Annotated in this window: 22 protein-coding genes and 1 pseudogene; 13 read left to right on the forward strand and 10 right to left on the reverse strand. The window is 38.0% G+C overall.

Features of this window, described 5'->3' with window-relative positions; all coding sequences use genetic code 11:
• Positions 1-254: 254 nt before the first annotated feature.
• The gene (locus tag QWU_RS08305; RefSeq protein WP_006590199.1) at positions 255-1,160 is read right to left on the reverse strand and encodes a LysR family transcriptional regulator; all 906 of its coding nucleotides are present in this window, start codon (positions 1,158-1,160) and stop codon (positions 255-257) included.
• Between the two features lie 37 nt (positions 1,161-1,197).
• Complete coding sequence (gene trxB, locus QWU_RS08310) at positions 1,198-2,151, reverse strand: thioredoxin-disulfide reductase (RefSeq protein ID WP_017196582.1); 954 nt, start codon at positions 2,149-2,151, stop codon at positions 1,198-1,200.
• Positions 2,152-2,462: 311 nt separating this feature from the next.
• Here trxB and QWU_RS08315 point away from each other — a divergent pair, with 311 nt between their 5' ends.
• Positions 2,463-3,857, forward strand: coding sequence for a TrkH family potassium uptake protein (locus tag QWU_RS08315; protein ID WP_006590197.1), 1,395 nt, complete (start codon positions 2,463-2,465; stop codon positions 3,855-3,857).
• Positions 3,858-4,520: 663 nt separating this feature from the next.
• On the opposite strand, the gene QWU_RS08320 is transcribed toward QWU_RS08315, so the two are convergent.
• Together QWU_RS08320 and greA are read right to left on the reverse strand one after the other, a co-directional pair.
• A complete protein-coding gene (locus tag QWU_RS08320; protein ID WP_006590196.1) occupies positions 4,521-5,579 on the reverse strand; it encodes a glycosyltransferase family 4 protein in 1,059 nt (352 codons plus the stop codon).
• Positions 5,580-5,585: 6 nt separating this feature from the next.
• Entirely contained in the window at positions 5,586-6,059 is a 474-nt protein-coding gene (gene greA, locus QWU_RS08325) for a transcription elongation factor GreA (RefSeq protein ID WP_006590195.1), read from the reverse strand.
• A gap of 340 nt (positions 6,060-6,399) precedes the next feature.
• Between greA and QWU_RS08330 the strand changes: the two genes are divergently transcribed.
• From QWU_RS08330 to QWU_RS08340, 3 genes are all read left to right on the forward strand, one after another.
• Positions 6,400-6,720 carry an SH3 domain-containing protein gene (locus tag QWU_RS08330; RefSeq protein ID WP_006590194.1) on the forward strand — a complete coding sequence of 107 codons (321 nt, stop codon included), beginning with the start codon at positions 6,400-6,402 and terminating at the stop codon, positions 6,718-6,720.
• A 252-nt stretch (positions 6,721-6,972) separates the two neighbouring features.
• Positions 6,973-9,291: an excinuclease ABC subunit UvrB gene (uvrB, locus tag QWU_RS08335; protein ID WP_017196584.1), complete on the forward strand. Its 2,319-nt coding sequence runs from the start codon at positions 6,973-6,975 to the stop codon at positions 9,289-9,291.
• Between the two features lie 636 nt (positions 9,292-9,927).
• Positions 9,928-10,614: a BA14K family protein gene (locus QWU_RS08340; protein WP_006590192.1), complete on the forward strand. Its 687-nt coding sequence runs from the start codon at positions 9,928-9,930 to the stop codon at positions 10,612-10,614.
• A gap of 63 nt (positions 10,615-10,677) precedes the next feature.
• Here the strand turns inward: QWU_RS08340 and QWU_RS08345 are convergent, their stop codons facing one another.
• Entirely contained in the window at positions 10,678-11,328 is a 651-nt protein-coding gene (locus QWU_RS08345; protein WP_006590191.1) for an MBL fold metallo-hydrolase, read from the reverse strand.
• 144 nt (positions 11,329-11,472) lie between these two features.
• Here QWU_RS08345 and QWU_RS08350 point away from each other — a divergent pair, with 144 nt between their 5' ends.
• Together QWU_RS08350 and QWU_RS08355 are read left to right on the forward strand one after the other, a co-directional pair.
• Positions 11,473-12,177: a response regulator gene (locus QWU_RS08350; protein ID WP_017196585.1), complete on the forward strand. Its 705-nt coding sequence runs from the start codon at positions 11,473-11,475 to the stop codon at positions 12,175-12,177.
• Between the two features lie 7 nt (positions 12,178-12,184).
• A complete protein-coding gene (locus tag QWU_RS08355; protein ID WP_026017346.1) occupies positions 12,185-13,525 on the forward strand; it encodes an ATP-binding protein in 1,341 nt (446 codons plus the stop codon).
• 48 nt (positions 13,526-13,573) lie between these two features.
• Here QWU_RS08355 and QWU_RS08360 read toward each other — a convergent pair whose 3' ends face one another.
• Both QWU_RS08360 and QWU_RS08365 read right to left on the reverse strand, forming a co-directional pair.
• The gene (locus QWU_RS08360; protein ID WP_006590188.1) at positions 13,574-14,074 is read right to left on the reverse strand and encodes a type III secretion system chaperone family protein; all 501 of its coding nucleotides are present in this window, start codon (positions 14,072-14,074) and stop codon (positions 13,574-13,576) included.
• Between the two features lie 360 nt (positions 14,075-14,434).
• On the reverse strand, positions 14,435-14,698 hold the full coding sequence (locus QWU_RS08365; RefSeq protein ID WP_006590187.1) for an accessory factor UbiK family protein: 264 nt from the start codon (positions 14,696-14,698) through the stop codon (positions 14,435-14,437).
• 270 nt (positions 14,699-14,968) lie between these two features.
• Here QWU_RS08365 and lgt point away from each other — a divergent pair, with 270 nt between their 5' ends.
• From lgt to QWU_RS08385, 4 genes and pseudogenes are all read left to right on the forward strand, one after another.
• Positions 14,969-15,847 (forward strand): prolipoprotein diacylglyceryl transferase, encoded by an 879-nt coding sequence (gene lgt / locus QWU_RS08370; RefSeq protein WP_006590186.1) that lies wholly within the window; start codon positions 14,969-14,971, stop codon positions 15,845-15,847.
• A pseudogene (locus QWU_RS09505) lies at positions 15,822-16,900 on the forward strand (class I SAM-dependent methyltransferase). Before lgt ends, QWU_RS09505 begins: the two are co-directional and overlap by 26 nt.
• Positions 16,901-16,979: 79 nt before the next feature.
• The gene (gene pgeF / locus QWU_RS08380; RefSeq protein WP_006590184.1) at positions 16,980-17,765 is read left to right on the forward strand and encodes a peptidoglycan editing factor PgeF; all 786 of its coding nucleotides are present in this window, start codon (positions 16,980-16,982) and stop codon (positions 17,763-17,765) included.
• A 445-nt stretch (positions 17,766-18,210) separates the two neighbouring features.
• Positions 18,211-19,143, forward strand: coding sequence for a ribose-phosphate pyrophosphokinase (locus QWU_RS08385; RefSeq protein WP_006590183.1), 933 nt, complete (start codon positions 18,211-18,213; stop codon positions 19,141-19,143).
• Here QWU_RS08385 and QWU_RS08390 read toward each other — a convergent pair.
• On the reverse strand, positions 19,140-20,639 hold the full coding sequence (locus tag QWU_RS08390) for a helicase HerA domain-containing protein (RefSeq protein WP_006590182.1): 1,500 nt from the start codon (positions 20,637-20,639) through the stop codon (positions 19,140-19,142). The genes QWU_RS08385 and QWU_RS08390 overlap by 4 nt on opposite strands.
• Before the next feature lie 280 nt (positions 20,640-20,919).
• Here QWU_RS08390 and QWU_RS08395 point away from each other — a divergent pair, with 280 nt between their 5' ends.
• Both QWU_RS08395 and pth read left to right on the forward strand, forming a co-directional pair.
• The gene (locus QWU_RS08395) at positions 20,920-21,546 is read left to right on the forward strand and encodes a 50S ribosomal protein L25/general stress protein Ctc (RefSeq protein WP_006590181.1); all 627 of its coding nucleotides are present in this window, start codon (positions 20,920-20,922) and stop codon (positions 21,544-21,546) included.
• 83 nt (positions 21,547-21,629) lie between these two features.
• The gene (pth, locus tag QWU_RS08400) at positions 21,630-22,208 is read left to right on the forward strand and encodes an aminoacyl-tRNA hydrolase (RefSeq protein WP_006590180.1); all 579 of its coding nucleotides are present in this window, start codon (positions 21,630-21,632) and stop codon (positions 22,206-22,208) included.
• Between the two features lie 270 nt (positions 22,209-22,478).
• Here pth and QWU_RS08405 read toward each other — a convergent pair whose 3' ends face one another.
• Positions 22,479-23,222, reverse strand: a complete 744-nt coding sequence (locus tag QWU_RS08405) for a L,D-transpeptidase (RefSeq protein WP_006590179.1) — start codon at positions 23,220-23,222, stop codon at positions 22,479-22,481.
• A gap of 260 nt (positions 23,223-23,482) precedes the next feature.
• Between QWU_RS08405 and ychF the strand changes: the two genes are divergently transcribed.
• Entirely contained in the window at positions 23,483-24,586 is a 1,104-nt protein-coding gene (gene ychF, locus QWU_RS08410) for a redox-regulated ATPase YchF (protein WP_017196587.1), read from the forward strand.
• 335 nt (positions 24,587-24,921) lie between these two features.
• Here the strand turns inward: ychF and QWU_RS08415 are convergent, their stop codons facing one another.
• Positions 24,922-25,362 (reverse strand): PRC-barrel domain-containing protein, encoded by a 441-nt coding sequence (locus QWU_RS08415; RefSeq protein ID WP_006590177.1) that lies wholly within the window; start codon positions 25,360-25,362, stop codon positions 24,922-24,924.
• Between the last annotated feature and the right edge of the window lie 85 nt (positions 25,363-25,447).

Raw genomic sequence — 25,447 nt, forward strand, 5'->3', positions numbered from 1 at the left:
CTTCTAAAAGATCTGTATTTTAAGATACAATGCACAAAACTTAAAAAAAAGCCGGACGAATGCCCGGCAAATTTGGAAAATCCTCAGAGACAAAATAAATCTGACAGATCTTCGTAAGGGAACACTCAAGAAAACGCAATGGGAGGCAGCATAATCAAGAGATAATTTTCTATCTCATTTTATAAGAAAAAGCACAATAAAGACTTATGCGTATCTGCTATGCAGTAAACACATAGCTCTTCAATGTCCTTTTACTAAAAAGACCATTGGCGTGCTTTTAAAAAAATATAATCTCGAAAAGCATTTAGCTTTGCCAAATTCTTTAAAGCATAAGGATAACAAAAAAAGGTATCAAAAGAAGGAATATCAACCATATCAGGAAAAAGGCGCACAAGGCGTTCATCATTATTCACAATATAATCAGGCAGTACAGCAATACCAAGATCACGCATAAGCGCATTCTTAATTGAAATAATATTATTGATTTGCAACACTGGAGTACGAAGGAAACCATCATTTCTACCAGCTTTTTCCAACCAATTTAAACCAGACAAATAATGCGGAACAGGTTTACCAAATGAAATAATACGGTGGGCATCAAGTTCAGACAATTTTTCTGGTTTTCCATAATTTGCAATATAGTTTTCCGAAGCATAAACATGCATATGAATTGTAAAGAGTTTTCTTTGTATAAGGTCAGGCTGTTGAGGTTGATGAAGGCGTACAGCACAATCTGCACGACACATTGTCAAATCAAGTTCTTCATCAGAAAGCAAAAGCTGAATCTGCATATCAGGATAAAGACTTAAAAATTCTGGCATACGCTCTGCAATCCACCCAGCTCCCATTCCGAAAGTTGATGTAATACGCAAATGCCCTGTTGGTTTTTTACAACTTTCACTTAATTGCGAACGCACATTTTCGAGCTTCATTAAAACATCATGCGTTGTACGATAAAGAGTTTCACCCTGCTCTGTTAAAACCAAACCACGCGCATGACGCTGAAAGAGAGAGACACCAACTTCTTGTTCTAAAGCTGAAACTTGTCGTGAAATTGCTGATTGGGATAAATGAAGCTTTTGTGCTGCATGCGTAAAAGACCCTGCTTCTGCCGCAGCATGAAAAACCCTTAATTTATCCCAATCTAACGGCGATGACACAATTTCACCTCTGACTTTTTTACTTTTTCGATAAACTTTACACTTGCAGCTCTAAAAAATGTTCTGCTTCCAATGCGGCCATACATCCCCTTCCCGCTGCGGTTATAGCTTGACGAAATGTCTCATCGGTTACATCGCCTGCAGCAAAAACACCAGCAACACTTGTTGCCGTTGAATCTGGTTTTGTCCACAAATAACCACCTCGTTTTTGTTTCAATTGCCCTGCAAACAAAGAAACCGCTGGGTCATGCCCAATAGCAATAAATATCCCCTCCGCATTCACCTTAATTTCTTGACCAGTTTTAGTATTTTTAAGACGCGCGCCTGTTACAACAGCTCCTCTTGAATCTTGTGCTGGCAAACCAACAATTTCTTCTACCACATGGTCCCAAAAAATACGCACATTATCATGAGCAAACAATCTATCTTGCAAAATTTTCTCTGCCCGAAAATAATCGCGTCGATGAACTACGCTGACACTCCTGGCCAAATGCGATAAATAAAGAGCCTCTTCAACAGCTGTATTTCCTCCTCCCACCACAATGACATCCTTCCCACGATAAAAAAAGCCATCACATGTAGCACAAGCAGAAACACCTCCTCCCATAAAGGTTTTTTCACTTTCCAATCCAAGCCAACGTGCCTGTGCTCCTGTTGCAATAATAAGAGCATCACAACAATATTGTGTTCCAGAATCTCCATATAAAACAAAAGGATACTTCAATAAATCAACTTTTGTAATAGTATCATAGATAATTCTTGTCCCCATATTTTCAGCTTGTTTTGCCATTTGTTCCATTAACCATGGTCCTTGAATTGGATCAGAAAAACCTGGATAGTTTTCAACATCAGTCGTAATTGTCAACTGCCCCCCTTGTTGCAAGCCAGTAATCACAACCGGCTTTAGCATTGCTCTTGCCGCATAGATCGCCGCTGTATAACCAGCTGGACCTGAGCCAATAATAAGCAGGCGAATACGCGATTCTAGCATAAAGTCCCCTTCTTTTTCTTACTTAAACTATTCTATAAATTATAACAAAATGCAGACTTTAAAAAATATTTCTCAACAACCTAAATTATGGTGTATATGTACCTCTTTTCAAATTTAATAAAAAGGTTCAATTGTCAATTTACCAAAGCATGCTTAATATAGGGGTTGATCTTTATCGTATAAACCCAAAAACGTAAACTCTTAAAATAAGCGAAAAATCATAACAAAAAGAAATCAAAAGATAGGAAACGGTCATTTTTCAATTTATTATCAATGTCTGTGCGCGTTTTGCCTTAATCATGGGAGGAGCAATGCTTCTACCGATGTTGGTTGATTTACACGACCACAACTATCATTGGATAATCTTTCTTTACTCCTGTGCCATAACCACCATGTTAGCAACACTGATACTTTTAGCAACCAAGGGGGCAACCTGTCGTTTTTCAGCACGGCTTGGTTTTATGCTCACTGTTTGTCTTTGGCTAACAGGCAGCATTGTTGGTGCCCTTCCCCTTTATCTTTCTCCTCTTCCAATTTCTCTCGCAGGAGCAATCTTTGAATCAGTTTCTGGAATTACAACCACAGGCTCCACAGTGCTTAATGGTCTTGACAATTTATCGCGAAGTATTTTGTTATGGCGCTCTCTCATATGCTGGACTGGAGGCATTGGCTTTATTGGTTTAGCTCTTTTACTTTTGCCTTCTTTGCGTGTTGGTGGCGTGCAACTTTTTCATATGGAATCATCAGATAAATCTGAAAAAATATTGCCCCGCATCAACCAGATTGCCAACGGAATTATCATAGCTTATGTTGGACTAACACTGGCTTGTATGCTCTCTTATTTTGCTTCAGGCATGAGTTTATTTGACGCCATTAATCATGCAATGAGCACCATTGCAACCGCTGGTTTTTCAACCCACGACGCCTCTTTTGGCTATTTTTCTGATAAACCAGCCATCCTGATCATTTCAACAATTTTTATGTTGCTCTCGGCACTTCCCTTCGTGCTTTATGTTAAATTAGTACTTCCTGGACGCTCCAAACGTTTTATTGATTCACAAGTCATTGTTTTTTTCTATATTGTTTTTCTTTTCAGCTTTTCCTTAGCAGCATGGCTTAGATTTCATGACCATCGCGCTTTCCACCTCATTTTTCTTGATGTCATTTTTCATCTCACATCTATTATTAGTACTACCGGTTATAGCGCCGAAGATTACCAACTTTGGGGCCCCTTTGCACTTGGCATTTTTTTCATTGTTTCGTTTACAGGAGGATGTGCTGGTTCTACCTCTGGTGGAATGAAAATCAATCGCCTTATTATCCTTTGGCGCATTACACAAACAAATATAGAAAAACTCCTTTTTCCCAATGTCATTGTAAAAGCGCGCTATGATCATGCAAACATCTCAAGCGATGTTGCAAAAGCAGTTTTATTTTTTGTCTGTCTTTACATGTTTTGTCTGCTCATTGGCACTGCACTTTTGCTTACAACCGGACTTGACTTTACTTCTGCCTTCACCGGTGTCTTAACCGCCCTCTCCAATATCGGTCCGGGTTTTGGCAACATTATTGGTCCTGCTGGAAATTTCTCTACAATCAATGATAACGCTTTATGGATTTTGAGTTTTCTCATGCTCGCTGGGCGTCTTGAAATTATAACCATATTCGTGCTTTTTATCCCCGCTTTTTGGCGCGAACAATTTTAATGCATAACATTTAATTCCAAACGATAAGAAATTTACAATATAAATACTATAACATAACTAATAAAATAGTCCCTAAAGTAGGAACCTGCACCTCTATTCTTGGGCGTATTAACTGTTTACAATATACAACACACCAAGAATTCTCAAGTATCAGATTTTTCACGTTCAAACAGGAGCTTATAGCATTCTTGTTTTATGCGCCTTCCTCATCAGAAAGACTTCATGTAATATTTCAATATATCTTATCAACAGTCTTTAAATTAAGAAAAAACATAAAGGGCTTCTAGCAAAAATATTTTTTTCTATTACAATATCCTTCTTATACTTTTATTATTGCAAAATACATAATCGTTTCCACCACTAAAGCAACATGAATAGCTTTAACAGTATAGTATTTATAGAAAAAACATCACACTATATTCCCCAAAACATTACCTGAGTAAGAAACGATCATCCTTTCCCTGTACTTACATCACTCTAAAAATATAAAATTTTAGTCTTTTATCAAAGATTTTTATAACTCATCGTTACATTACCTTAAAAACATGCTAGATTCTACGAAATAACATTTGTATTATTAAGCCATTCATTTGCAATATTTATTTGTGGAAACTTTTAAAGATGACACATTCTCTCCCCTTCTCAAGAAGATTTCTAATATATTCAAAGTGTTTTTTCAAAAAACATTTCTTTATAAATATTTCCGATTTCTGCTGCTTCCTTTTCCAAAGGGAAATGAGCACGCACATGCGCTAAAGCTTTTTCTCCTGCCACTATTGTTTTTTCTAAGTCAGCAAAATAAGGTTCAATCGCTGCCGTTAAAGCATCACTATCCCCTGCTTTAACAACCGTTCCTGTTCCCTCCACCACCAATTCTTTATAAGCTCCCGCATCACTCGCAACTACGGCTGTCTGTGATGCCATTGCCTCCAAGGGTGTCAAACCAAAACCTTCTGTACGCGAAGGTGCGACATAAAGCGATAGGCGACGATACCACAAAGGTGTATTAAGCAATTCACCAAGAAAAATAATACGATTATCCAAGCCCGCTCCAGTAATCCTTTGGCGTAATTTTTTTTCAAAGTTATAATATTGTTCTGTTGTTCGACCAGCAATAAGCGCTGTCCACTCAGGATAACGTGGCAACAATGTTATCATTGCCTCCACAAACAAATCAGTACCCTTTGAGGAGCGCACACGTCCAAAACACCCTACCGCATATTTTCCAGGAAGTCCTGACGAAGAAAAATTATCATCAGGGATTTTAGGTGGTGAAAAATGCCTAATATCTATGCCATGCATAATAACTTTATAGGGCACCTCTAAATAAGATCCCGTCTTTACACTAGTAGCAATCACCCTATCCATACGCCGAATTAACCATTTAGTAAAAGACTTATGGTGACGTTGAGAAGCAGACGTAAAAACGAGTTTAAGCTTCATTTGCAAAACATCGCGCAAAAAAATGCCACAGAGCATCTCAATATTGCGCCGAGCATGCCAAATACGAAACGGCTTATCTCTCGGGCTTTTCCAAAGCCCGAAAAGATCTTTAAAGGCAAGAGCTGGCAAACTCTCTGGGAGTCCAAACCCAAAAGTTGATATACGCACCCCTTGTTCTCGTTGTAATGGAATAAGCTGAATAACTGTAGATGTTACTCCGGACAAACGCTTTTTAAAGTGAGGAGCAATAATCTCTGTTTCTTGCAAAAGCACACGCATAATAATTTAGATATATTGGACCTTAATAATCTCGTAATTATGCGCTCCCCCTGGTGCATTTACCTCAATGACATCCCCTTCTTGCTTACCAATGAGAGCACGTGCAATAGGTGAGGAAATAGAGATTTTACCAGTCTTTACATCAGCTTCTTGATCACCAACGATTTGATAAACCTTTTTTTCTTCAGTGTCCTCATCCAAAAGCTTAATGGTAGCACCAAACTTAATTTTATCGCCTGAAAGACGAGAAACATTAATAACTTCTGCTCGCGCAATATAATCCTCAAGCTCATTTATACGCCCCTCATTATGACTTTGCGCCTCTTTCGCAGCGTGATACTCAGCATTTTCTGACAAATCACCATGCGCACGCGCTTCAGAAATTGCTTCAATAATCCGTGGACGCTCCTGTTGTTGACGCCAACGCAACTCTTCTTTAAGACTCTCAAAACCAGCTGTAGTCATCGGAACTTTTTCCATAACCCGTCCCTTTCTGTTACACGGAAGGTTCAATAAAATACAAAAAACGGCTTCCAAAATAACTTTTGGAATCCGAAAACCACAATCCACCCTATTATATAGTACAGCATCCCTGTTTTCCATATAAAAATAAAAAAGAAAACAAAGCATTCACCAATTATGTTTTAAACTATCTGATATTTTCATGCTCACTCATGTCAAGCTTCTCTTCTACCCATTAAGCAGCCAAAGAAGAAAGAATTGTATTTCTTTCTATTTTATCATAACTTAGAATAAAAAAAGCTTGTATGATATGAAGAGAAAATGAAGTAAAATTTCTAAAGGAATCCTCTGCAGAAAAATGAAAAATTTAACAATTTTTTTTGTATTTATCCTCCTCTTTCCAGCCACAGCAGTATCCGGAGCTGCAGATGCTTTTGTCACAAGAAACCTTAATCTTAGAACAGGGCCAAGCACCAAGCATGCACTTCGTGGTTTAATTCCTGCAGGAGAAGCGGTATTTGTTCAGACCTGTAAAGGAACATGGTGCCATATCAAATATAAAACCCAAACAGGTTGGGTATCATCTCGTTATCTCGCATTTAAAGATAGCAATGCTCTTTATCACACATACACAGTATTTTCAGGAATAAATCGTAGCATATACAGTTATTCTCCATAACAATCATGGTGAATATTATAACCAATCCTCTATAAAAAATTACCATAACACAAAAGAAAATACGTACAGCAAAAACCTCAAAATATCAGCACACTCAAAAAGGTCATTCTCTATTCAAAATTTGAGAAATAGATGAAATATTTAATTCTCCAAAACAAAGTTTTTCAGTAACATTTTGCCGTTATCACGATATAGATGTAAAATTGGGTATTTCCTTTAAAATTACGAAAACTTCTGTAAAAGGATGTAACAATGAAAAATGGTGTCACAGCAACAGTAGAAGCTCTTTCTGCTCTGATTGCCTCAGGCAATCCTCTTTTTAAGAATGGTGCATTATGGACACCTCATCGCCCTATTCATCCTGAAAAATCAGAAGGTGGTATTCCATTTCAACTCGAAACCTCCTTTAAAGCAGCAGGAGATCAACCTCAAGCAATAAAAATTCTCGTTGAAGGAATTGAAAAAAATGAACGGACACAAGTACTTTTAGGTGTTACCGGATCAGGAAAAACCTATACAATGGCTAAAATTATTGAAAAGACTCAGCGCCCAGCCCTCATTTTAGCACCAAATAAAACGCTTGCCGCACAACTTTACGGAGAATTTAAAAGCTTTTTTCCTCATAATGCCGTTGAATATTTTGTTTCTTACTATGACTATTATCAACCAGAAGCCTACGTTGCACGCTCTGATACTTATATCGAAAAAGAATCTTCTATTAATGAACAAATAGATCGTATGCGCCATGCTGCCACACGCGCTATCCTTGAACGTGATGACGTTATTATTGTTGCATCTGTATCTTGTATCTATGGGATTGGTTCGGTAGAAACCTATACTGCTATGACCTTGCAAATAAAAGAAGGAGACAAACTCAATCAACGACAATTCTTAGCTGATTTAGTTTCTCAACATTATTATCGACAAGATATGAACTTTATTCGCGGTTCTTTTCGTGTCCGAGGAGATACAATCGAAGTTTTCCCTGCCCATCTTGAAGATCGTGCCTGGCGTATCTCACTCTTTGGCGATGAAGTAGAAACAATTACTGAATTTGATCCTCTCACCGGACAAAAAACGGGCGACCTACAATCCATTAAAATTTATGCTAATTCGCATTATGTAATGCCGCGACCAACATTAAAACAAGCTATGAAAGCTATTAAAATGGAACTGGTTCAACGGCTTAATGAATTGAATGCAGCTGGACGCCTTTTAGAAGCGCAACGTTTAGAACAGCGTACAATATTTGATTTAGAAATGTTAGAAACAACTGGTTCATGCGCTGGAATTGAAAATTATTCACGCTACTTAACAGGACGAAAACCCGGAGAACCACCGCCAACTTTGTTCGAATATATTCCAAACAATGCTCTCGTTTTTATCGATGAAAGCCATGTCACTATTCCTCAAATTGGTGGCATGTATCGAGGTGACTTTAGAAGAAAAGCTACTCTAGCAGAATATGGATTTCGCCTACCTTCTTGTATGGACAATCGTCCCTTACGCTTTGAAGAATGGGATGCCATGCGCCCACAAACCATTGCTGTCTCGGCAACACCTGGACGCTGGGAAATAGAACAATCTCACGGCGTTTTCGCTGAACAAATTATTCGCCCAACAGGGCTTGTTGATCCACCAACACAAGTGCGCAAAGCTTCAACCCAAGTTGATGATGTTGTAAGTGAAATTCGTAAAACAATCCAAAAAGGCTACCGTACCTTAGTAACCGTACTAACCAAGCGTATGGCTGAAGATTTGACAGAATATCTACACGAACAAGGTATTCGGGTACGTTATATGCATTCTGATATTGATACATTAGAGCGTATTGAAATTCTTCGTGATCTGCGGCTTGGCACCTTCGACGTCCTCATCGGCATCAACCTGCTTCGAGAAGGCTTGGATATTCCAGAATGTGGTTTTGTTGCCATTCTAGATGCCGACAAAGAGGGTTTTTTGCGCTCCGAAACTTCACTCGTACAAACAATAGGACGTGCTGCACGCAACGTAGATGGTCACGTGATTCTTTATGCAGATACCATTACTGGCTCTATAGAACGAGCCCTGCAAGAAACGCAAAGACGTCGACAAAAACAAATAGCCTATAATGAAGAACATCATATTACACCAACGAGTATCAAAAAAAATATTGACGATATTCTCAATGCAGGAGATAAAAATCATTATACTTCCATAGATATTCCTGATTTTATCAGGCAGAATAATATGGTTGGCGATAATTTGGCAATTCATATTCAATCTCTAGAAAAATTAATGCGTACAGCAGCAGCTGATCTCAACTTTGAAGAAGCAGCAAGACTTCGTGATGAAATCAAACAATTAAAACAGATAGAACTAGAAATCGCGGAGAATCCCTTAACATATCACAGCGAACAATCCACCCATGAGCTCGTGATACAATCAAATCTTTTTACAAAGCCAGATTTTGATCACATGGGGCCAACAATGGACACTGGTATTTTGAAAAATCAAAAGAGCAAAAGCAGATCTCACCAAAACATTTTTAAGACAACAACAAAAAAACAAAGCAAAATTCCGCCCAACTAATAATCGGAAGCTCTCAAAGTATCTACAAAACTGTATTTTTCTAAAATCTTTATAAGATGATAGTAAGAAACATTATTCCGCAAAATGAACACCTTAAACATCAAGGCTGCCACAATTGAAAAAATGAACAATGTAAGAAAATTTTTTCCTCATTGTTTTCTCAAACAATCGGGCTGCTCTAATGAAAAACTATAAAACAATTTAAAAACGTCTCTCAACCCTAAATTAGCAACAACCCAATAAAAGGTACATGTTTTCATGTCTCGAAAACCACTCTATATGGTGCAATGCAGAACATAAGCCACTTATAAAACCATTAAACAAGACAACATTCTCTATAAAGCATGTAAATAAAAGAAGAATTTATCCTGCTAATATAGATCTCTAATATAAGAATAATATCTCTTATTCACGTTGTTGTCAGTTATATTTGAAATCCTTATATATTAAGCGAAACAGACTATATTATTCTAAGCAAATTTTTGTCATGATTTTATGCCATGATTTATACTCAATCAAATGTCTTTTTATTCGTTTTGTCAAAATAAAGTCTAAAATCATTCAGACTGTGTTCAGTTTTACACGCATAGAATGGGGAAAAAAGTACGAATTTACCTATACTTAAGGAGCATTACTATGAAAAAAATGATCAAATCTGGGGTATTATCAGTGATATCAATGGCAATAGTTTTAGCGCCATTAGATGTAGCGCTTGCAGATATACAATTGAGTTATGGTGAAGATATTATCACAAAAACAATGAGAGATACGGAAAAAAGAATAGATGATCAAATGAAGAGTGTAGAAAAAAGAATAGATGATCAAATGAAGAGTGTACAAAGAAGTATAGATGCTAACTTCTCTTTTGATAATCACCCCCGCCATCATGTGAATCATAGAAGACGTGAACAGAAAAATCATCATGTTGAACACAAAACATTTCATTATATTGAACACAAAAAAACCACACACCACCATATACATGAGCACCATGTGAATCATAACAATTCAGGAGATGTTTTAGCAGCGGGTATTCTCGGTCTTGCAACTGGTACGATTATTGGTACAATTTTTAAAAAACCAGAACAACCACAAGTTGTTTACCAAATGGCACCACAAAATCAGATAATTTATCAAGAAGTTCCGCAAAATCAAAGGGTTTATCAAGTACAGCAAACGGTAGAGTATGAGCCACTCCAGCAGTCATCGGTATCTAATTGGCTTAACTATTGCAAGAAAAAATACCGCTCGTTCAACCCTGAAACAGGCACTTTTCGAGACCGGAATGGTTTAGAACATTTTTGTTATGCCCCAATAAATTAACTTCTACAACCCTCCACTAAAGAAATTTTAAATAACCGAAAAAACATTTTAAATTTTTTTCGGTTATTTGTTAAGCTCTTGAAGAAAAGGGTTCCACTGACGTTCATAACCTAAGTGACTCCCTGGCCCATGTCCACAGATAAAACGAACATCATCACCTAAAGGCAAAACTTTTTCTTTAAGAGATTTCATTAATTCTTCATGAGAACAGAATGGAAAATCCGTACGTCCAATAGAACCACGAAAAAGGACATCACCCAATAAAGCGAAACGTTCTTTTTCATTAAAATAAATAACATGACCAGGAGAATGTCCTGGTGTGTGAAAAACATTGAACGCATGTCCAGCAAAATGGACACACTCACCATCTTCTAACCATTGATCAGGCATACAAACGCGCACATCAGTAATGCCGTAGTTTTTTGCACTCTCTCTCACAGCTTCCATCACAGGCTTATCACCATAGTGTGAACCAATAATTTTAACATCAAGGGCTTCTTTAGCTTGCATTGCTGCACCTACATGATCAAAATGACCATGTGTTATCCAAATGGCCTCAACAATAATACCCATCTTTTTGATCACTTCTTGAACACGAAACCAATCACCACCAGGATCAACTAAAACCCCAACTTTTTGTTCACTATCAAAAAGCAACGTGCAATTTTGTTGAAAAGGTGTAACTGGAATAATATGCGTATTAAAATTACTCATGATATCCTTTTCAAAGTAAAACTTTCTCAAACTTATGAAAGTGCCTTTTCTTCTTTAAAGAGTAAAATAGCTTGCTCGACAGTTTTATGCAACTTATGTAAACTTGAATTTTGTAAAACTAAATTTTTGTCAAGGTTTTGAAGAATGGCCAATCAAGTTCGAGTTTTGTGTGACGATGCGCCCCACCTTCTTGTAATTGATGATGACACCCGAATTCGCAATCTTTTATTTCAATTTCTCATTAAAAATGGATTTCGTGTTTCAGTTTCGGCAAATGCTGATGAAGCAAGACGACAGCTGACAAGCATAGATTTTGATCTTCTTATAGTTGATATCATGATGCCTGGAGAAAACGGTATTGATCTCACCACCTCACTTCGTCAAACAAAGGATGTCCCAATTCTTATGCTTACAGCTTTATCAGAAACAGACAACCGCATCCATGGTTTAGAAGCAGGTGCTGATGATTATCTTGCTAAGCCGTTTGCCCCCCGTGAACTTCTTCTTCGTATCAATGCTATTTTACGACGTGGTTTTCCACTAAATCAACCTAAAATCGAACAAATCGTGTTTGGACCATATATATTTTCTATTGCACGACGCGAACTTAAAAAAGGAGGAGAAGTTATTAAATTGACAGATAAAGAACAAAAAATGATGGTTATTTTTGCCGAAAATGCAGGCGATATCATTCCACGTCATAAATTTGCGATAGATGATCAAAATATCGGTGAACGTGCTATTGACGTACAAATTAACCGCCTTCGCCGTAAGATAGAAAAAAATCCAGCACTCCCTATATGGCTCCAAACCGTACGAGGAATAGGTTACAAACTTTCCATTGAATAAGCATACCATGATCAAATCCTCAAGAAAATTTGTCCTATGGTTGACAAAGAAAATGCCTAAACGGCTTTATGCGCGCTCTTTGATCATTATTATTGCTCCTATGGTCCTCCTGCAAACAGTGACAGCTTACGTTTTTATGGAACGTCATTGGCAAATGGTAACCGAGCGCCTTTCAACCGCTGTTGTCCATGATATTTCAGCCATTATCGATATCATTGAAACATATCCGCAACAAAATAACTATGAGGATATCAAGCGTATTGCACAACAACGTATGGGGTTAAACATTGCTATTCTTCCCCCTGTCTCTCTTCCTCCTCTAGGACCTAAACCATTTTTTGCAATTCTTGATTATTTTCTTAGTGAAGAAATCACACGACAAATTAACCGCCCTTTCTGGATTGACACAGTAGGTGATTCTGATCTTGTCGAAATCCGCATCCACCTTGGTCATGCTATCTTACGCGTCTTTGCGCCACGCAGCCAAGCTTATGCTTCCAATACCGCAATTTTTTTAAGCTGGATGGTGGGAACAGCGCTTGTTTTATTGCTGATAGCAATTTACTTCCTGCGCAATCAAATCAAACCAATTCAACAATTGGCTGAAGCAGCAGAAAGTTTTGGACGCGGACGTCCTTTACCAGAAGGATTTCAACCACAAGGGGCTGATGAAGTCCGCCGTGCTGGCATTGCTTTTTTACGTATGCGTGAACGAATTGAACGTCAAATCGAACAACGTACCATGATGCTCTCAGGTGTAAGTCATGATTTAAGAACAATTCTAACACGTTTTAAACTCCAACTAGCATTAACAAATACTGATTTTGATATTAAACCGCTTGAACAAGATGTAAGCGATATGCAAAATATGTTAGAGGGCTATCTTGCTTTTGCCCGTGGTGAAGGAAGTGAAAGTGTTAAAACCTTTAACCTCAATGCTCTTATGCAAAAATTCTCCACCGATGCTTATCTTCACAAACGTCAATTTTCTTATACCATTGAAGGTCCCACACAAATACAAGTGCGCCCACGTGCCTTTACACGCCTAGTTAGTAATCTTGTATTAAACGCATTTTATTATGCTAAAACTATCAAGCTAACAGCTATATCCCAACAAGAATCCTTTATATTAACGATTGATGATGATGGACCTGGCATTCACAAAAATATGCGTACAGAAGTCTTTAAGCCATTCTTTAGACTGGACAAAGCGCGCAATCAAGATGCAAGTGGAACAGGACTTGGCCTTTCTATTGCCCAAGACATAGCACGTAGCCACGGAGGCAACATTCAATTAGATGACAGTCCTCTAGGGGGCTTGCGCGCTATTATTGATATCCCCCTCTAAACAAGATTTCACAACTCATCTTAAAAAAACACAACAAAATTTGCGAATTCAAGCATTCCCTATAGTTTCAAACAAAGTATACTGTAGTGCTTTATAAGCACTTTCCCCACGCCAAGCAACCATTTGAAATGCAACATAATGACTTTCACAAATTTTCAAGGCGTGTATCAACAATGTTTCAACTTGTATATGAGACGGATGTGCTCCACCAGCCAAAAGAAGCCCTTGCCTATAAATAACAGAATTATTTCCTCGCCAATAATCAAAATGTCCCAGTAACAATCTTTCATTAATTGCCAGCAATAAGCGATGCACTTCTGCTGTTCGAGCATTTTCAATAGAAAGATCAAATGCACAAGCTAAATGAAGCGCCTCCTGCTCTTCCATCCATGAAAAAGCAAGGCGATAATTTGCCCGTTTTCCTTCTACACAAACACGAATTTCATCTTGTGCATCCCGCTCAAACGACCAGTCATACTTACAAGCAATCTGTTCGATAAAGTCAACAGGGTGCTCTTCTCTTTCTGTGGCGCAAAATGCAAGCCTCATTATAATCCTCAATCATCTTTAAATGTTATCAACAACATACAAAGCACCTCAACTGTAACAATATTTTTCTACGATTGAAGCCTTTACACCAAACAAGCACACAAAAACATCAACAATACACGCGGCCCTCAGAATACAATCATACTCCTTAGGACAACCTGATAATTATAAAACGAATCACTAATTTTTTTCAGTGTATTGATACAATCTCACAGCACCAGCCCTTCGCTTAAAAAAAATATCCTTTTTACAAAAAACAAACCAGAAATAAAAGAACATTTTATTCTAACAGACTCAAGATTAAGCATTTTTTAGTCGTACGCATAACGTTGAAAAATTGGGGATATTTTTTTATAGAAATTATTTTACTTCTTCTGTGTCTGTGTTTTTTTCCAAATCATCAAGACGCCTTTTAAAATCCGCATTGTCAGTATGCGCTTTCAGTACCATCTCCTTAAAGGTTTCAAATTCTTCGCGTGAGACAAGATCAAGTTTATTTGCTATTTTTTCAGCCTGCAAACGAAAAGCTGTTCCAGCTTCACGTCGTATAGCTTGCGCAAAGTCAGCAGCATCCGTTGCTAATTTTGCCAATTCATCAAGAATACGGTTTGATCCATTACGCATAACGTTTTTCCTTAAGTTTTAATTATTGACACACGCATTATAGTGTATTTTCATAACATTTAGATACTGTATTTGTTCCTTTTACCCTACAGATTTTACCTATCCCCTATAAATTCTGCGATACAGATTTTGTTTTCAGTCCTTTACACTCTTTTTACCATCATAAAATTTTAATATGAAAATCCAGTGGAAAGCTATCACTCCCCCCGCTTGACCATTGTGCATTCATCTGTCATTTCTGACCGTCAGGTAATTTATAGAATGTAACTCATGAACAATCTTGTCTGTCCAGCCATTGCTTTTCCATCTTTTCTTGATCCGGTAATCGTCCGTTTAGGCTCCCTATCTCTCCACTGGTACGGACTTGGGTACATAATAGGTATTCTTTTTGCTTGGTGGTATGCGCAAAAATTATTAAAAAAAACATCTCTATGGTACGCAAATCACCCTCCCATGAGTAACCAGACAATTGGAGATTTTGTTGTCTGGTCTGCCATTAGTGTTGTTGTTGGTGGCCGTCTAGGACAAGTGTTTGTATGGGATCCTATTTATTACTTTAACCATCCAAGTGCTATCATCGCAGTGTGGGATGGGGGAATGTCTTTTCATGGTGGTCTCATTGGCATTATCATTGCAATGATTTTGTTTGCTCGTAAAAATAACATCAACATACGAGCAATGTTTGATATCATTGCTGCCGGTGCACCTATCGGTATCTGCATTGTACGGATATGTAACTTCATCAATCAAGAATTATGGGGCAACGTTACCACACAACCTTGGGCAGTTTGTTTTCCCCTAGATCCTTACTATTTACCACGCCATCCAAGCCAACTTTATGAAGCATTTATGGAAGGATTTCTTCTCTTCATAATTCTCTTCATTGTTATTTTTGCTTTCAAAGCATTAAAGCGCCGCGGTACCGTGTCAGGAGTATTTATTATAGGTTATGCAATAGCACGCAGCATCTCAGAAGTTTACCGTGCTCCTCAAGAAGATCCAGAATGGTTTTCTACTCTTTTCCATTCTACAGGCTTTACCTATGGCATGGCTTTATCTCTTCCCATGCTCCTTTTAGGATTTTATCTCCTCGCTCAAGCATTTAAAGACAAATCTACCAAAAATGACATCCCTCAAAGAAAAAATTAAGGAAATCATCGCATTTCATGGGCCAATTACTGTCAGTCAATATATGACATTAGCGCTCACAGATCCTCAATTTGGCTATTATCAAACACAAACACCTTTTGGACGCACCGGTGATTTCATAACGGCACCTGAAATAAGTCAATTATTCGGAGAAATGATTGGCATTTGGCTCCTTGCAAATTGGAAAGCCCATGGCTGCCCTCACCCTTTTATTCTCGCTGAAATAGGACCAGGACGTGGAACTTTGATGGATGACATTTTACGCACCATGCAAAAATTATCCACAACAGCATTTAATGCTGCTGAAATTTTCCTTATTGAAATAAGTGAAAAACTCGCAAAAGAACAAAAAAGATCTCTTGCACCTTATCAGAAACAAATCCATAGTATTAAAAACTTTGATCAAATCCCTAAAAAGCCTCTCTTTTTCATTGCCAATGAGTTTTTAGATACTCTCCCCATCAACCAATATATTAAAATCGATGGAGAATGGAGAGAGCGCCGCATCACAATTAATCAGGAGGGAGGCCTTACATTTATTGCTGATCCGCGTAAACTTTCCTCTTCTTGTTTACAATCCTATTGTTCTAAAGTTCCTAATGGAACAATTTTTGAACATGCGCCCTCACGGCATCAATTTATGCAACAAATCAGCAATCACTTAGTACACGTAACAGGTTCTGCTTTGCTTATTGATTATGGTGCTGATGACCTTGCCTTTGGCGATACATTGCAAGCACTCTCAAGACATAAATTCCGTGATGTTTTTGATGCTCCAGGTCAACACGATTTAACATCCCATGTTAATTTTTCCTTTTTAAAAAAATAGCCCTTGAACAAGGCTGTTTTGTTGAAATCTTAGAACAAGGAGACTTTCTTTTAAAAATGGGACTGCTAGAACGTGCAAAACAGCTTGGATCAGACAAAGATACTACATTGCAAAACAAAATCCGCCAAGATATCGAGCGATTAGCTGGTCCAGATCAAATGGGCAAATTATTTAAAGTCTTACATATAAGTAATAAAAATATATCTGTACCACCTAGATTTTGATGACTATAAATATTAACAAATACACATCTCTCACTCACTATTTTCCCTTTGAAAACAACCACTCCTATAAGGAATTTTTATGAATCCTGTTTCTCCCCCCATCCTTGCAAAAAGTCTTTCTGCTTTACACGCCCATGGAATAAAACACGGCTTTTTTACCCGTCAAAACGGTGTTTCAAAAAGCTTTTATCCAAGCCTTAATGCTGAACAAAGTTTAAATGATAAATCTGAATATATCACACAAAATCGTATTTTGATCGCCAATTATTTTGGTGCCGAAGTACAAAATTTAGTCACGGTCAATCAAATCCACTCTTGTGAAGTTGTCGTGGTTCATCAAGCTTTCATTGATAAGCCTCCCGAAGTAGATTCCCTTGTTACCACTATGCCAGGACTTGCAATTGGTATTCTTACAGCAGATTGCGGACCAGTTTTGTTTGCTGATCCACAAGCAGGTGTCATCGCTGCAGCACATGCTGGCTGGCGAGGAAGCTTAAAGGGAATTATAGAAAAAACAATTACTGTTATGGAAGAGCAAGGAGCCAAAAGACAATCAATAACAGCAGTTCTTGGCCCTTGTATTGGTCCTTGCCACTATGAAGTCACAGATGAGTTTTACAATCAATTTATTGATTATCATAGCAAGTTTCAAAAATATTTTCTAAAAATAGATAAAACAAATCATTTTCACTTTAATCTGTGGGCATTCATCATCAATAAACTAAAAGAATCAGGAATTCATGCTTCTTGTTTAAAACTTTGCACCTACAAAGATGAACAGCGCTTTTTTTCCTATCGGCGCGCTATACACCGCAATGAACCTAGCGATGGGCGACAATTTTCTGCTATTATGCTGACGAGATAAAATTAGGCTTTTTTTCCTTAAGAGAATAGCAAAAACTCCAAAACAAAATTCTTGCTTTCGATAAAACAACAATCTCGCTGGAAATATTGTGCTTTTTATCAAAAATGGTTTTCTTTAAAAGTGCAAAGGAGCTAGGATTCTAGTCTCCAAGATTTGCCTGTAAAGGCTAAATTTAAAACAATTTTTTTAAACATGAACTCTTCTCTAATTCTTTAATATACAAAAAACCATATCCACATTGTTTTATAAAGCATAAGAAAAAAAGTTTAATCAATATATTTCTTGACCTCATGGATAAAAAACTGAATTTTCAAAACAAAAAAACACACCTCTTTAACAATAAAAGAAAAAATTGTAATGCTTTTATAATTGTTTCCTTGCAATCTGATAATAAGAAGTTAAAAAGCCTATCATAATTCTACCGTAACGACTCAGAGGTTCCACTATGAAGCTTTTCTGCGGCAATTCTAATCCACGCCTTGCTGAAGATGTTACAAATTATTTAAATATTCCCTTAGGAAAAGCAACCGTAAAACGCTTTGCTGACCAAGAAATTTTCGTAGAATTGCATGAAAATGTACGGGGGCAAGATGTCTTTGTTCTGCAATCCACATCCTATCCAGCCAACGATCATTTAATGGAATTGCTCATTATGATTGATGCTCTTCGTCGCTCTTCTGCGCGCCGTATCACGGCCGTTATTCCCTATTTTGGTTATGCCCGCCAAGATCGTAAACCTGGACCACGTACCCCTATTTCTGCAAAACTTGTTGCCAACCTCATTACTGAAGCAGGCGCCCACCGTGTTTTAACATTGGATCTTCATGCTGGACAGATTCAAGGTTTTTTTGATATCCCTACAGACAACCTTTATGCCGTTCCAGTTATTGCTCGCGATGTCAAAATGCACTATCCTCTTGAAAATGTTATTGTTGTTTCCCCCGATGTTGGTGGTGTAGTACGTGCCCGCTCACTCGCTAAACGCTTGAATAGTTTGCTCGCTATCGTTGATAAACGTCGCGAACGCCCTGGTGAATCAGAAGTTATGAATATCATCGGAGATGTCTCTGGAAAAGACTGTCTTTTGCTTGATGATATTGTTGATTCCGGTGGAACACTATGCAATGCAGCAAGTGCTCTCCTAAAACACGGTGCCAATAGTGTTACAGCTTACATCACACATGGTGTTCTTTCTGGAAATGCTATTGAGCGTATTACCAACTCAGAGATGAAAGAATTGGTTATTACAGATTCAATTATGCCAACACAAACAATTGAAAAGGCGCATAATATTCGCGTTTTACCAATTGCCGATCTGATTGGCGAAGCAATCGCCAGAACAGCAGCAGAACAATCTGTCTCAAGTTTATTTGGTTAAACGGGTTGCTTAGGATCTCCTGGTGCTGTTTTCACGCCAAGATCAGGGAAAGCGATAATGCGTTGACCATTAAGATATGTATGAATAACAATAAAGCCGCGCTCTTCAAAATAGCTTAAGAGTCGGCGTGCACGACTTAGAGAATGGCTTCCGTAAAGTCGCGCTAAAAATGCATCCGATGGGCAAGGTTTTCCGCCCAAAGCAGCCTGCGCTACATTCAAAAAAACACCTTGAACATCATCTTCTAAACTTTCTGATAGTTGCAAAAGACGTTTCCAATTTTCACTCATAGCCGTTTCTTCGTCAACACAAGCTTGCGCAACAGCTAGTTTGCGTCGAAATTGCGAAAGACTCAAAGGATCTCCCGAAAGACCATGAATACGACAACGCACCAAGAAATCTTGATAAAGTACCGCCGTAGAACGATAAAAAGCCTCAGGATCATCAAGAATTTCTCGAATAACACGTTCTACTTGGCCATCTCGCTCAACAACAGAAAGTTCAGGAAATAAATTTGGGTTTTCTTGCAGCAATTCTTGTTTTTTATGCACGGCCTCTTCTAACATCTCATGAATTGATTTTTCTTGTGCTGGCTCTCGTGATTGTTTAAATGGAATTAAAACTTCCTCTGGCGAAGCAGTAAAAACAAGTTCTTTTGCATCTACTCGCTCTGTTGGCAGAGGCATTAATTTAGGGCTAGAAGAACGCGCCAATGTTTCAACAGGACCAATAATAATCCGCAAAGAACGCCTTGATAAAGCGGGCCCTAAAGCTACAAAATGTCCCCGCTCAAGATCTCTAAACATTTCTGCTTGGCGACGCTCCATTCCTAAAAGATCAGCAGCGCGCATCATATCAATATCTAAAAAAGTCCGTCCCATTAGAAAATTTGACGCTTCAGCAGCAACATTTTTGGCAAGCTTAGCCAAACGCTGTGTCGCGATAACACCAGCAAGACCACGTTTTCGCCCTCGACACATAAGATTTGTCATGGCACCAAGAGAAATTTTACGCGCTTCATCAGAAACTTCTCCCGCCGCTGCTGGAGCAAATAATTGTGCTTCATCAACCACCACAAGCATGGGATACCAATAATCACGTTCCACATCAAACAATGCGCCAAGAAAGGCTCCCACAGCACGCATCTGTTGTTCCGTATCCAAACCCTCAAGATTGAATACCACCGAAACCCTATGTTGGCGAATACGCTGAGCAATACGAGTCAGTTCTAGTTCGCTGCGTTGAGCCTCAACAATAACATGACCAAATTTATCTGCCAAAGTGACAAAATCACCCTCTGGATCAATCACACAATGTTGTACCCATGAGGCACTTTGTTCAAGAAGGCGTCGAAGAAGATGTGATTTTCCTGAACCAGAATTACCCTGCACAAGAAGACGTGTCGCCAATAATTCTTCCAAATCAATGCATGCTGGCACAGATTTACGCAAAGCATTATATTCTGCCATCTCACCCAAAGCGATCTCAACCTTCATAACATCTCCAGTATTTCATTTTGAATATATTGGCTCAGATTTATTCTCTAAATAAATCATGCTTGTAACATTTCCTCTCTCTAAACGGTAGAAATCATCAATTTTTCCCACAACTCTTGCATCTGTGAAGAGTTTGAATTATAGAAAGAGCTTCTGCGTAGACACCCTTGGAGGCAACGTAGAATGAAGCAATCGCTATTGTCTAGCGCATATCTTCATATTCATACAAAAACTGTTGTTGTTTTTTATGAATCTCCAGTCATGTAAAAGGACTTAAATTATGAGCAAAAGCTACACTCTTAAGGCCGAAATACGCGAGCGGGTTGGTAAGGGGTCCTCCCGTGAACTTCGCCGCAATGGTCTCATACCTGCTGTCATTTATGGTGAAAAACAACCACCTTTGGCAATCACAGTTCCCTATAAAGAAATTTTTTATAAAATTCACGCTGGTGGTTTTCGTACTACCGTTGCAACGATTACAATTGGTAAAGAAAAAATTATGGTTCTCCCAAAAGATTACCAATTAGATCCTGTACGTGATTTCCCCTTACATGTAGATTTTCTGCGCATTTCAGCAAAATCTGTTGTGGAAGTAAATATCCCTGTACACTTTCTCAATGAAGATACAGCTCCTGGGCTTAAAAAAGGTGGAGTTCTCAATATTGTTCGTCACGAAATTGAATGTACCGCTCCAGCGAATGCTATCCCTGAAGCGATTGAAATTGACCTTTCTAGCTACTCTATTGGTGATTCCATCCATATTTCAGCAGTACAACTACCAAAGGATGTAACACCAGTCATTCAAGATCGAGACTTTACCATTGCAACCATTGCGGCTCCTGCTGGCATGGATGTTAGTGATGAAACTCCTGAACAAGAAGATAGTGAAGAAAACGCAAAAAGTTAATACATCATTAGCAGGCGGGAGTTTTCCCCGCCTTAATTTATTGAGATATTTAATAATCCCCTCACACTTTACTGAAGGCGCACATGTGGCTTATTGCTGGTCTTGGCAATCCTGGTTCACAATACCAAAATAACCGCCATAATATAGGTTTCATGGCTATTGACGCAATTTACCAATCTTTGTCTTTTTCTCCGTGGTCGAAAAAATTTCAAGCCGAAATCTCCAATGGTCTCATAAATGGTGAAAAAGTTTTTCTGGTGAAACCTCAAACTTTTATGAATCTCTCCGGCCAAGCTATTGGCGAAGCTTTACGATTTTATAAATTAGATGTGAAGAATTTGATTATTATTCATGATGAATTAGACTTACCACCAGGAGAAGTTCGTATAAAAATCGGGGGAGGAAATAATGGGCATAATGGTGTAAAATCTATTGATGCCCATTGCGGTATTGACTATTACCGTATACGTTTAGGGGTTGGACGTCCTATTTCTAAAGAGCTCATTCACCAACATGTTTTGGGAAATTTTGCAAAATCTGATCAAGAATGGTTACCTATTCTTTTGCAGGCAATTGCAAAAAACATTGCTACCCTTATAAAGGGTGATAAAGGACTCTTTATAAATGAAATCTTACAAACAATGAGCAACAAAAATCTATAATAGCAACTCTTTATCCATAAAATAGAATAAACCACATTGTTCTGTACAATTCTTACACATAATCCCTCTTTAGAAGAAGAAGATTAAGTGAATAGAAAAGCCAACACCATCCTCTTTAGCGTTTTTAGAAATCTATTTGGATTAAAAGTTAACTTTGTTATCCATACTTAATTGTTAACTTAAAGCCTTAGAAGCCCTCCCATAATTTTACAAGATCACTATATAGAAGCCAATAGGAGCACGATTCATAAAGGTTCAATCACATTTTAATTAAAACAATTCACTCGGCGTAATAGTGGACTCTAAGGGATCATAAATATTGGATTGTTGACTTAATACGCGAGGTACACTTGCATTGTTTTGCACCACCACAACACGCGAACCAACAGGGACACGATCATAAAGATCAATAATATCTTGATTAAGTAAACGGATACACCCACTTGAAATAGCACGACCAATTGACCACGATTCATGCGAACCATGAATGCGGAAGAGTGTATCCTGCCCATTTTTGAAAAGATAAAGTGCACGTGCTCCTAATGGATTATCAGCTCCCGGGGGCATCCCTTTCCCCAAATGTCCATAACGTTCTGGTTCTCTCGCCATCATTGCCGCCGTAGGAACCCAACTTGGCCATCGACGCTTGCGCTGTATAATTCCTTCACCTTCAAATGCTAGCCCTTCCTTACCAACTCCAATACCGTAACGCAAAGCGCTTCCATTTTCACCAATAAGGTAAAGAAAACATTCCTGCGTATCTACAACTAATGTCCCAGGTGGATAAGATGTATAATAAATTACTCTTTGACGCCAAAATTTTGGATCAATTGTTGAAAGATCAATAGCAGGCAATAAATAAGGCTCATTTGTTACAGGACCATACAAGGCCTGCATTTCTGCTGGAATGTATCGAACTTGCTGAGAAGCAACAGATAACATTTCTGATTGGCGCGTAACACATCCAACCAAAGCCAAAGGCGCAGCAATTAAAAAGGCACGACGAGATAACACTCTTCTACTTTCTCCGATTAATTCTTTATGCAGATCTGCATACTGTAAAAAACTTAGCACATTATTAACGTTAATTTGAAATTTTCTTACCATGAAGGTAAAAAATTTTAAAATTTGATCAAAAAAGGACAATCATTTTCTTAACATAGTTTTTTTCTTCTCTATAGCAACAGAGACTATCACTCTTCTCAAAATATGCTATAAAAACGCAAAAAGTAGCGTTATCTTAATCATTAAATCAATAGAAAAGCAGAGGATTCATGGGTTTTAAATGCGGTATTGTAGGATTACCTAATGTTGGTAAATCCACCCTTTTTAATGCATTAACAAAAACAGCTACAGCACAAGCTGCTAATTATCCTTTTTGTACAATCGAACCCAATACTGGTGAAGTTGCTGTTCCAGATTTGCGGATAGAAAAAATTGCTTCCATTGCTGGTTCAAAAGAAATCATTCCCACACGCATCAGTTTTGTTGATATTGCTGGACTTGTACGTGGCGCTTCAAAAGGTGAAGGTTTAGGCAATAAATTTTTAGCCAATATCCGTGAGGTTGATGCCATTATTCACGTTTTACGCTGTTTTCAAGATGAGGATATTACCCATGTAGAAGGACGCATTGATCCTATTTCTGATGCCATAACTGTTGAAACAGAACTTATGCTTGCTGATCTCGAAAGTGTAGAGCGGCGTATCGTACAAATTCGTAAACGTGCAATTGGAAAAGACAAAGAAGCTCTCACAATTCTGCCCATTATGGAAGCGGCATTAAATTTACTGCAAAAAGGAAATCCTGTCCGATTATTGCTTAAAGATATCTCTTCCGATGAACGTCGCACTCTTGAGAATTTAAACCTTCTCACTTCTAAACCCGTCCTTTATATATGCAATGTCAATGAAAATGATGCTGCCCACGGAAATAGTTTGACCCAAACGGTAAAAAAAATGGCAACAGAGCAAAATGCTCAAAGCATTATCATTTCTGCTTCTATCGAAGCTGAAATCACACAACTTAATGATGCAGAGGCTTTAGAATATCTTCATGCCTTAGAGCTCTTTGAACCAAGTTTAAATCGCCTTATTCGTGCTGGCTACTCTTTGCTAGACCTCATTACTTATTTTACCTGTGGTCCTAAGGAAACACGCGCTTGGACAATCATACGTGGCACAAAAGCACCCCAAGCAGCTGGTGTTATCCATTCAGATTTTGAACGTGGTTTCATTCGTGCTCAAACTATAAGCTACGAAGATTATATCGCTTTAGGGGGAGAAAACGGCGCAAAAGAAGCAGGCAAAGCCCGCGATGAAGGTAAAGAATATGTTGTGCAAGACGGCGATATCATGTTGTTTAAACATAATACTTAATATTCTGATCTCTCTTAAATTTTTTTATCTTTTAAGAACATATTGTCTTTTTCTTAAAAAAGAAGGGGGAATGATTTGCCAATATCTCTTTTATAAAGCCTCAAGAATTAAATATTCTGTTTGAAAGTATTTTGCTAACTGCTAAACAAATTTAAATCGTTAAGTTCCTAACCTCATCGCAATTATTAGATTTAATCTCGATTTTCCTTTGAGATCTTAAAAAATGAAAATAGCTTCGTGCCTAAAAATTCTTGTAAAATTTTCTGCACAAAAAACAGCGCCATCATATATTATGATAGCAACTGTTTTATCGATAAAAAAATAGAAATACGAAGTTAGCGTGCCCAATATCCTTCATATTTAAATGTTGGAGCTTCTCTCAAAGAATCCTTTGTTGCATTCGTAATAAGCTTCCACTTACCATAATCATTTGTCATCTGGATTGTTTCTGGAGAAACAACCACATAACTCTCCCCTATGCCAAGGAAACCACCAACAGCAACAACAAACCCAGCAATGTTATTTTCACGCAGGATAATATCTTTTACTTCGCCAATATTTTCATTTTCTATATTGTAGACATTCGCCCCAATAAGACTTGAAGCAACAAAATCCGTTGCTAAAGGTGTAACATAACGCGCAGACATATCTGAGCCCACCTGAACAATACCTGTTGAAGAAATTATTTCAGGTTTAGAAAGCACCTCAAAAGACTGAGCATAAGTACTAGAAGCCATCAAAACTGATATAAGAGTAGTATAGGCAATTTTCTTCATTTTAACATCTCCGTTCTTACTTTGCTTTTACTTTATAAAGTATCAATGCATCATAACCAGAATTGTTCCTTACACTCTTTATACT

The organism is Bartonella birtlesii IBS 325 (assembly GCF_000273375.1).
In the GTDB taxonomy this organism is placed as follows: Bacteria; Pseudomonadota; Alphaproteobacteria; order Rhizobiales; family Rhizobiaceae; genus Bartonella; species Bartonella birtlesii.

Bases quoted from the DNA above. Each gene is read 5' to 3' on its own strand.
- lgt (WP_006590186.1), top strand. From the start codon at position 14,969: ATGAACAATCTTGTCTGTCCAGCCATTGCTTTTCCATCTTTTCTTGAT.
- QWU_RS08340 (WP_006590192.1), top strand. From the start codon at position 9,928: ATGAAAAAAATGATCAAATCTGGGGTATTATCAGTGATATCAATGGCA.
- QWU_RS08345 (WP_006590191.1), bottom strand. From the start codon at position 11,328: ATGAGTAATTTTAATACGCATATTATTCCAGTTACACCTTTTCAACAA.
- QWU_RS08385 (WP_006590183.1), top strand. From the start codon at position 18,211: ATGAAGCTTTTCTGCGGCAATTCTAATCCACGCCTTGCTGAAGATGTT.
- trxB (WP_017196582.1), bottom strand. From the start codon at position 2,151: ATGCTAGAATCGCGTATTCGCCTGCTTATTATTGGCTCAGGTCCAGCT.
- pth (WP_006590180.1), top strand. From the start codon at position 21,630: ATGTGGCTTATTGCTGGTCTTGGCAATCCTGGTTCACAATACCAAAAT.
- pgeF (WP_006590184.1), top strand. From the start codon at position 16,980: ATGAATCCTGTTTCTCCCCCCATCCTTGCAAAAAGTCTTTCTGCTTTA.
- QWU_RS08330 (WP_006590194.1), top strand. From the start codon at position 6,400: ATGAAAAATTTAACAATTTTTTTTGTATTTATCCTCCTCTTTCCAGCC.
- QWU_RS08365 (WP_006590187.1), bottom strand. From the start codon at position 14,698: ATGCGTAATGGATCAAACCGTATTCTTGATGAATTGGCAAAATTAGCA.
- QWU_RS08360 (WP_006590188.1), bottom strand. From the start codon at position 14,074: ATGAGGCTTGCATTTTGCGCCACAGAAAGAGAAGAGCACCCTGTTGAC.
- QWU_RS08350 (WP_017196585.1), top strand. From the start codon at position 11,473: ATGGCCAATCAAGTTCGAGTTTTGTGTGACGATGCGCCCCACCTTCTT.
- ychF (WP_017196587.1), top strand. From the start codon at position 23,483: ATGGGTTTTAAATGCGGTATTGTAGGATTACCTAATGTTGGTAAATCC.
- QWU_RS08395 (WP_006590181.1), top strand. From the start codon at position 20,920: ATGAGCAAAAGCTACACTCTTAAGGCCGAAATACGCGAGCGGGTTGGT.
- QWU_RS08415 (WP_006590177.1), bottom strand. From the start codon at position 25,362: ATGAAGAAAATTGCCTATACTACTCTTATATCAGTTTTGATGGCTTCT.
- QWU_RS08355 (WP_026017346.1), top strand. From the start codon at position 12,185: ATGATCAAATCCTCAAGAAAATTTGTCCTATGGTTGACAAAGAAAATG.
- QWU_RS08320 (WP_006590196.1), bottom strand. From the start codon at position 5,579: ATGCGTGTGCTTTTGCAAGAAACAGAGATTATTGCTCCTCACTTTAAA.
- uvrB (WP_017196584.1), top strand. From the start codon at position 6,973: ATGAAAAATGGTGTCACAGCAACAGTAGAAGCTCTTTCTGCTCTGATT.
- QWU_RS08315 (WP_006590197.1), top strand. From the start codon at position 2,463: ATGCTTCTACCGATGTTGGTTGATTTACACGACCACAACTATCATTGG.
- greA (WP_006590195.1), bottom strand. From the start codon at position 6,059: ATGGAAAAAGTTCCGATGACTACAGCTGGTTTTGAGAGTCTTAAAGAA.
- QWU_RS08390 (WP_006590182.1), bottom strand. From the start codon at position 20,639: ATGAAGGTTGAGATCGCTTTGGGTGAGATGGCAGAATATAATGCTTTG.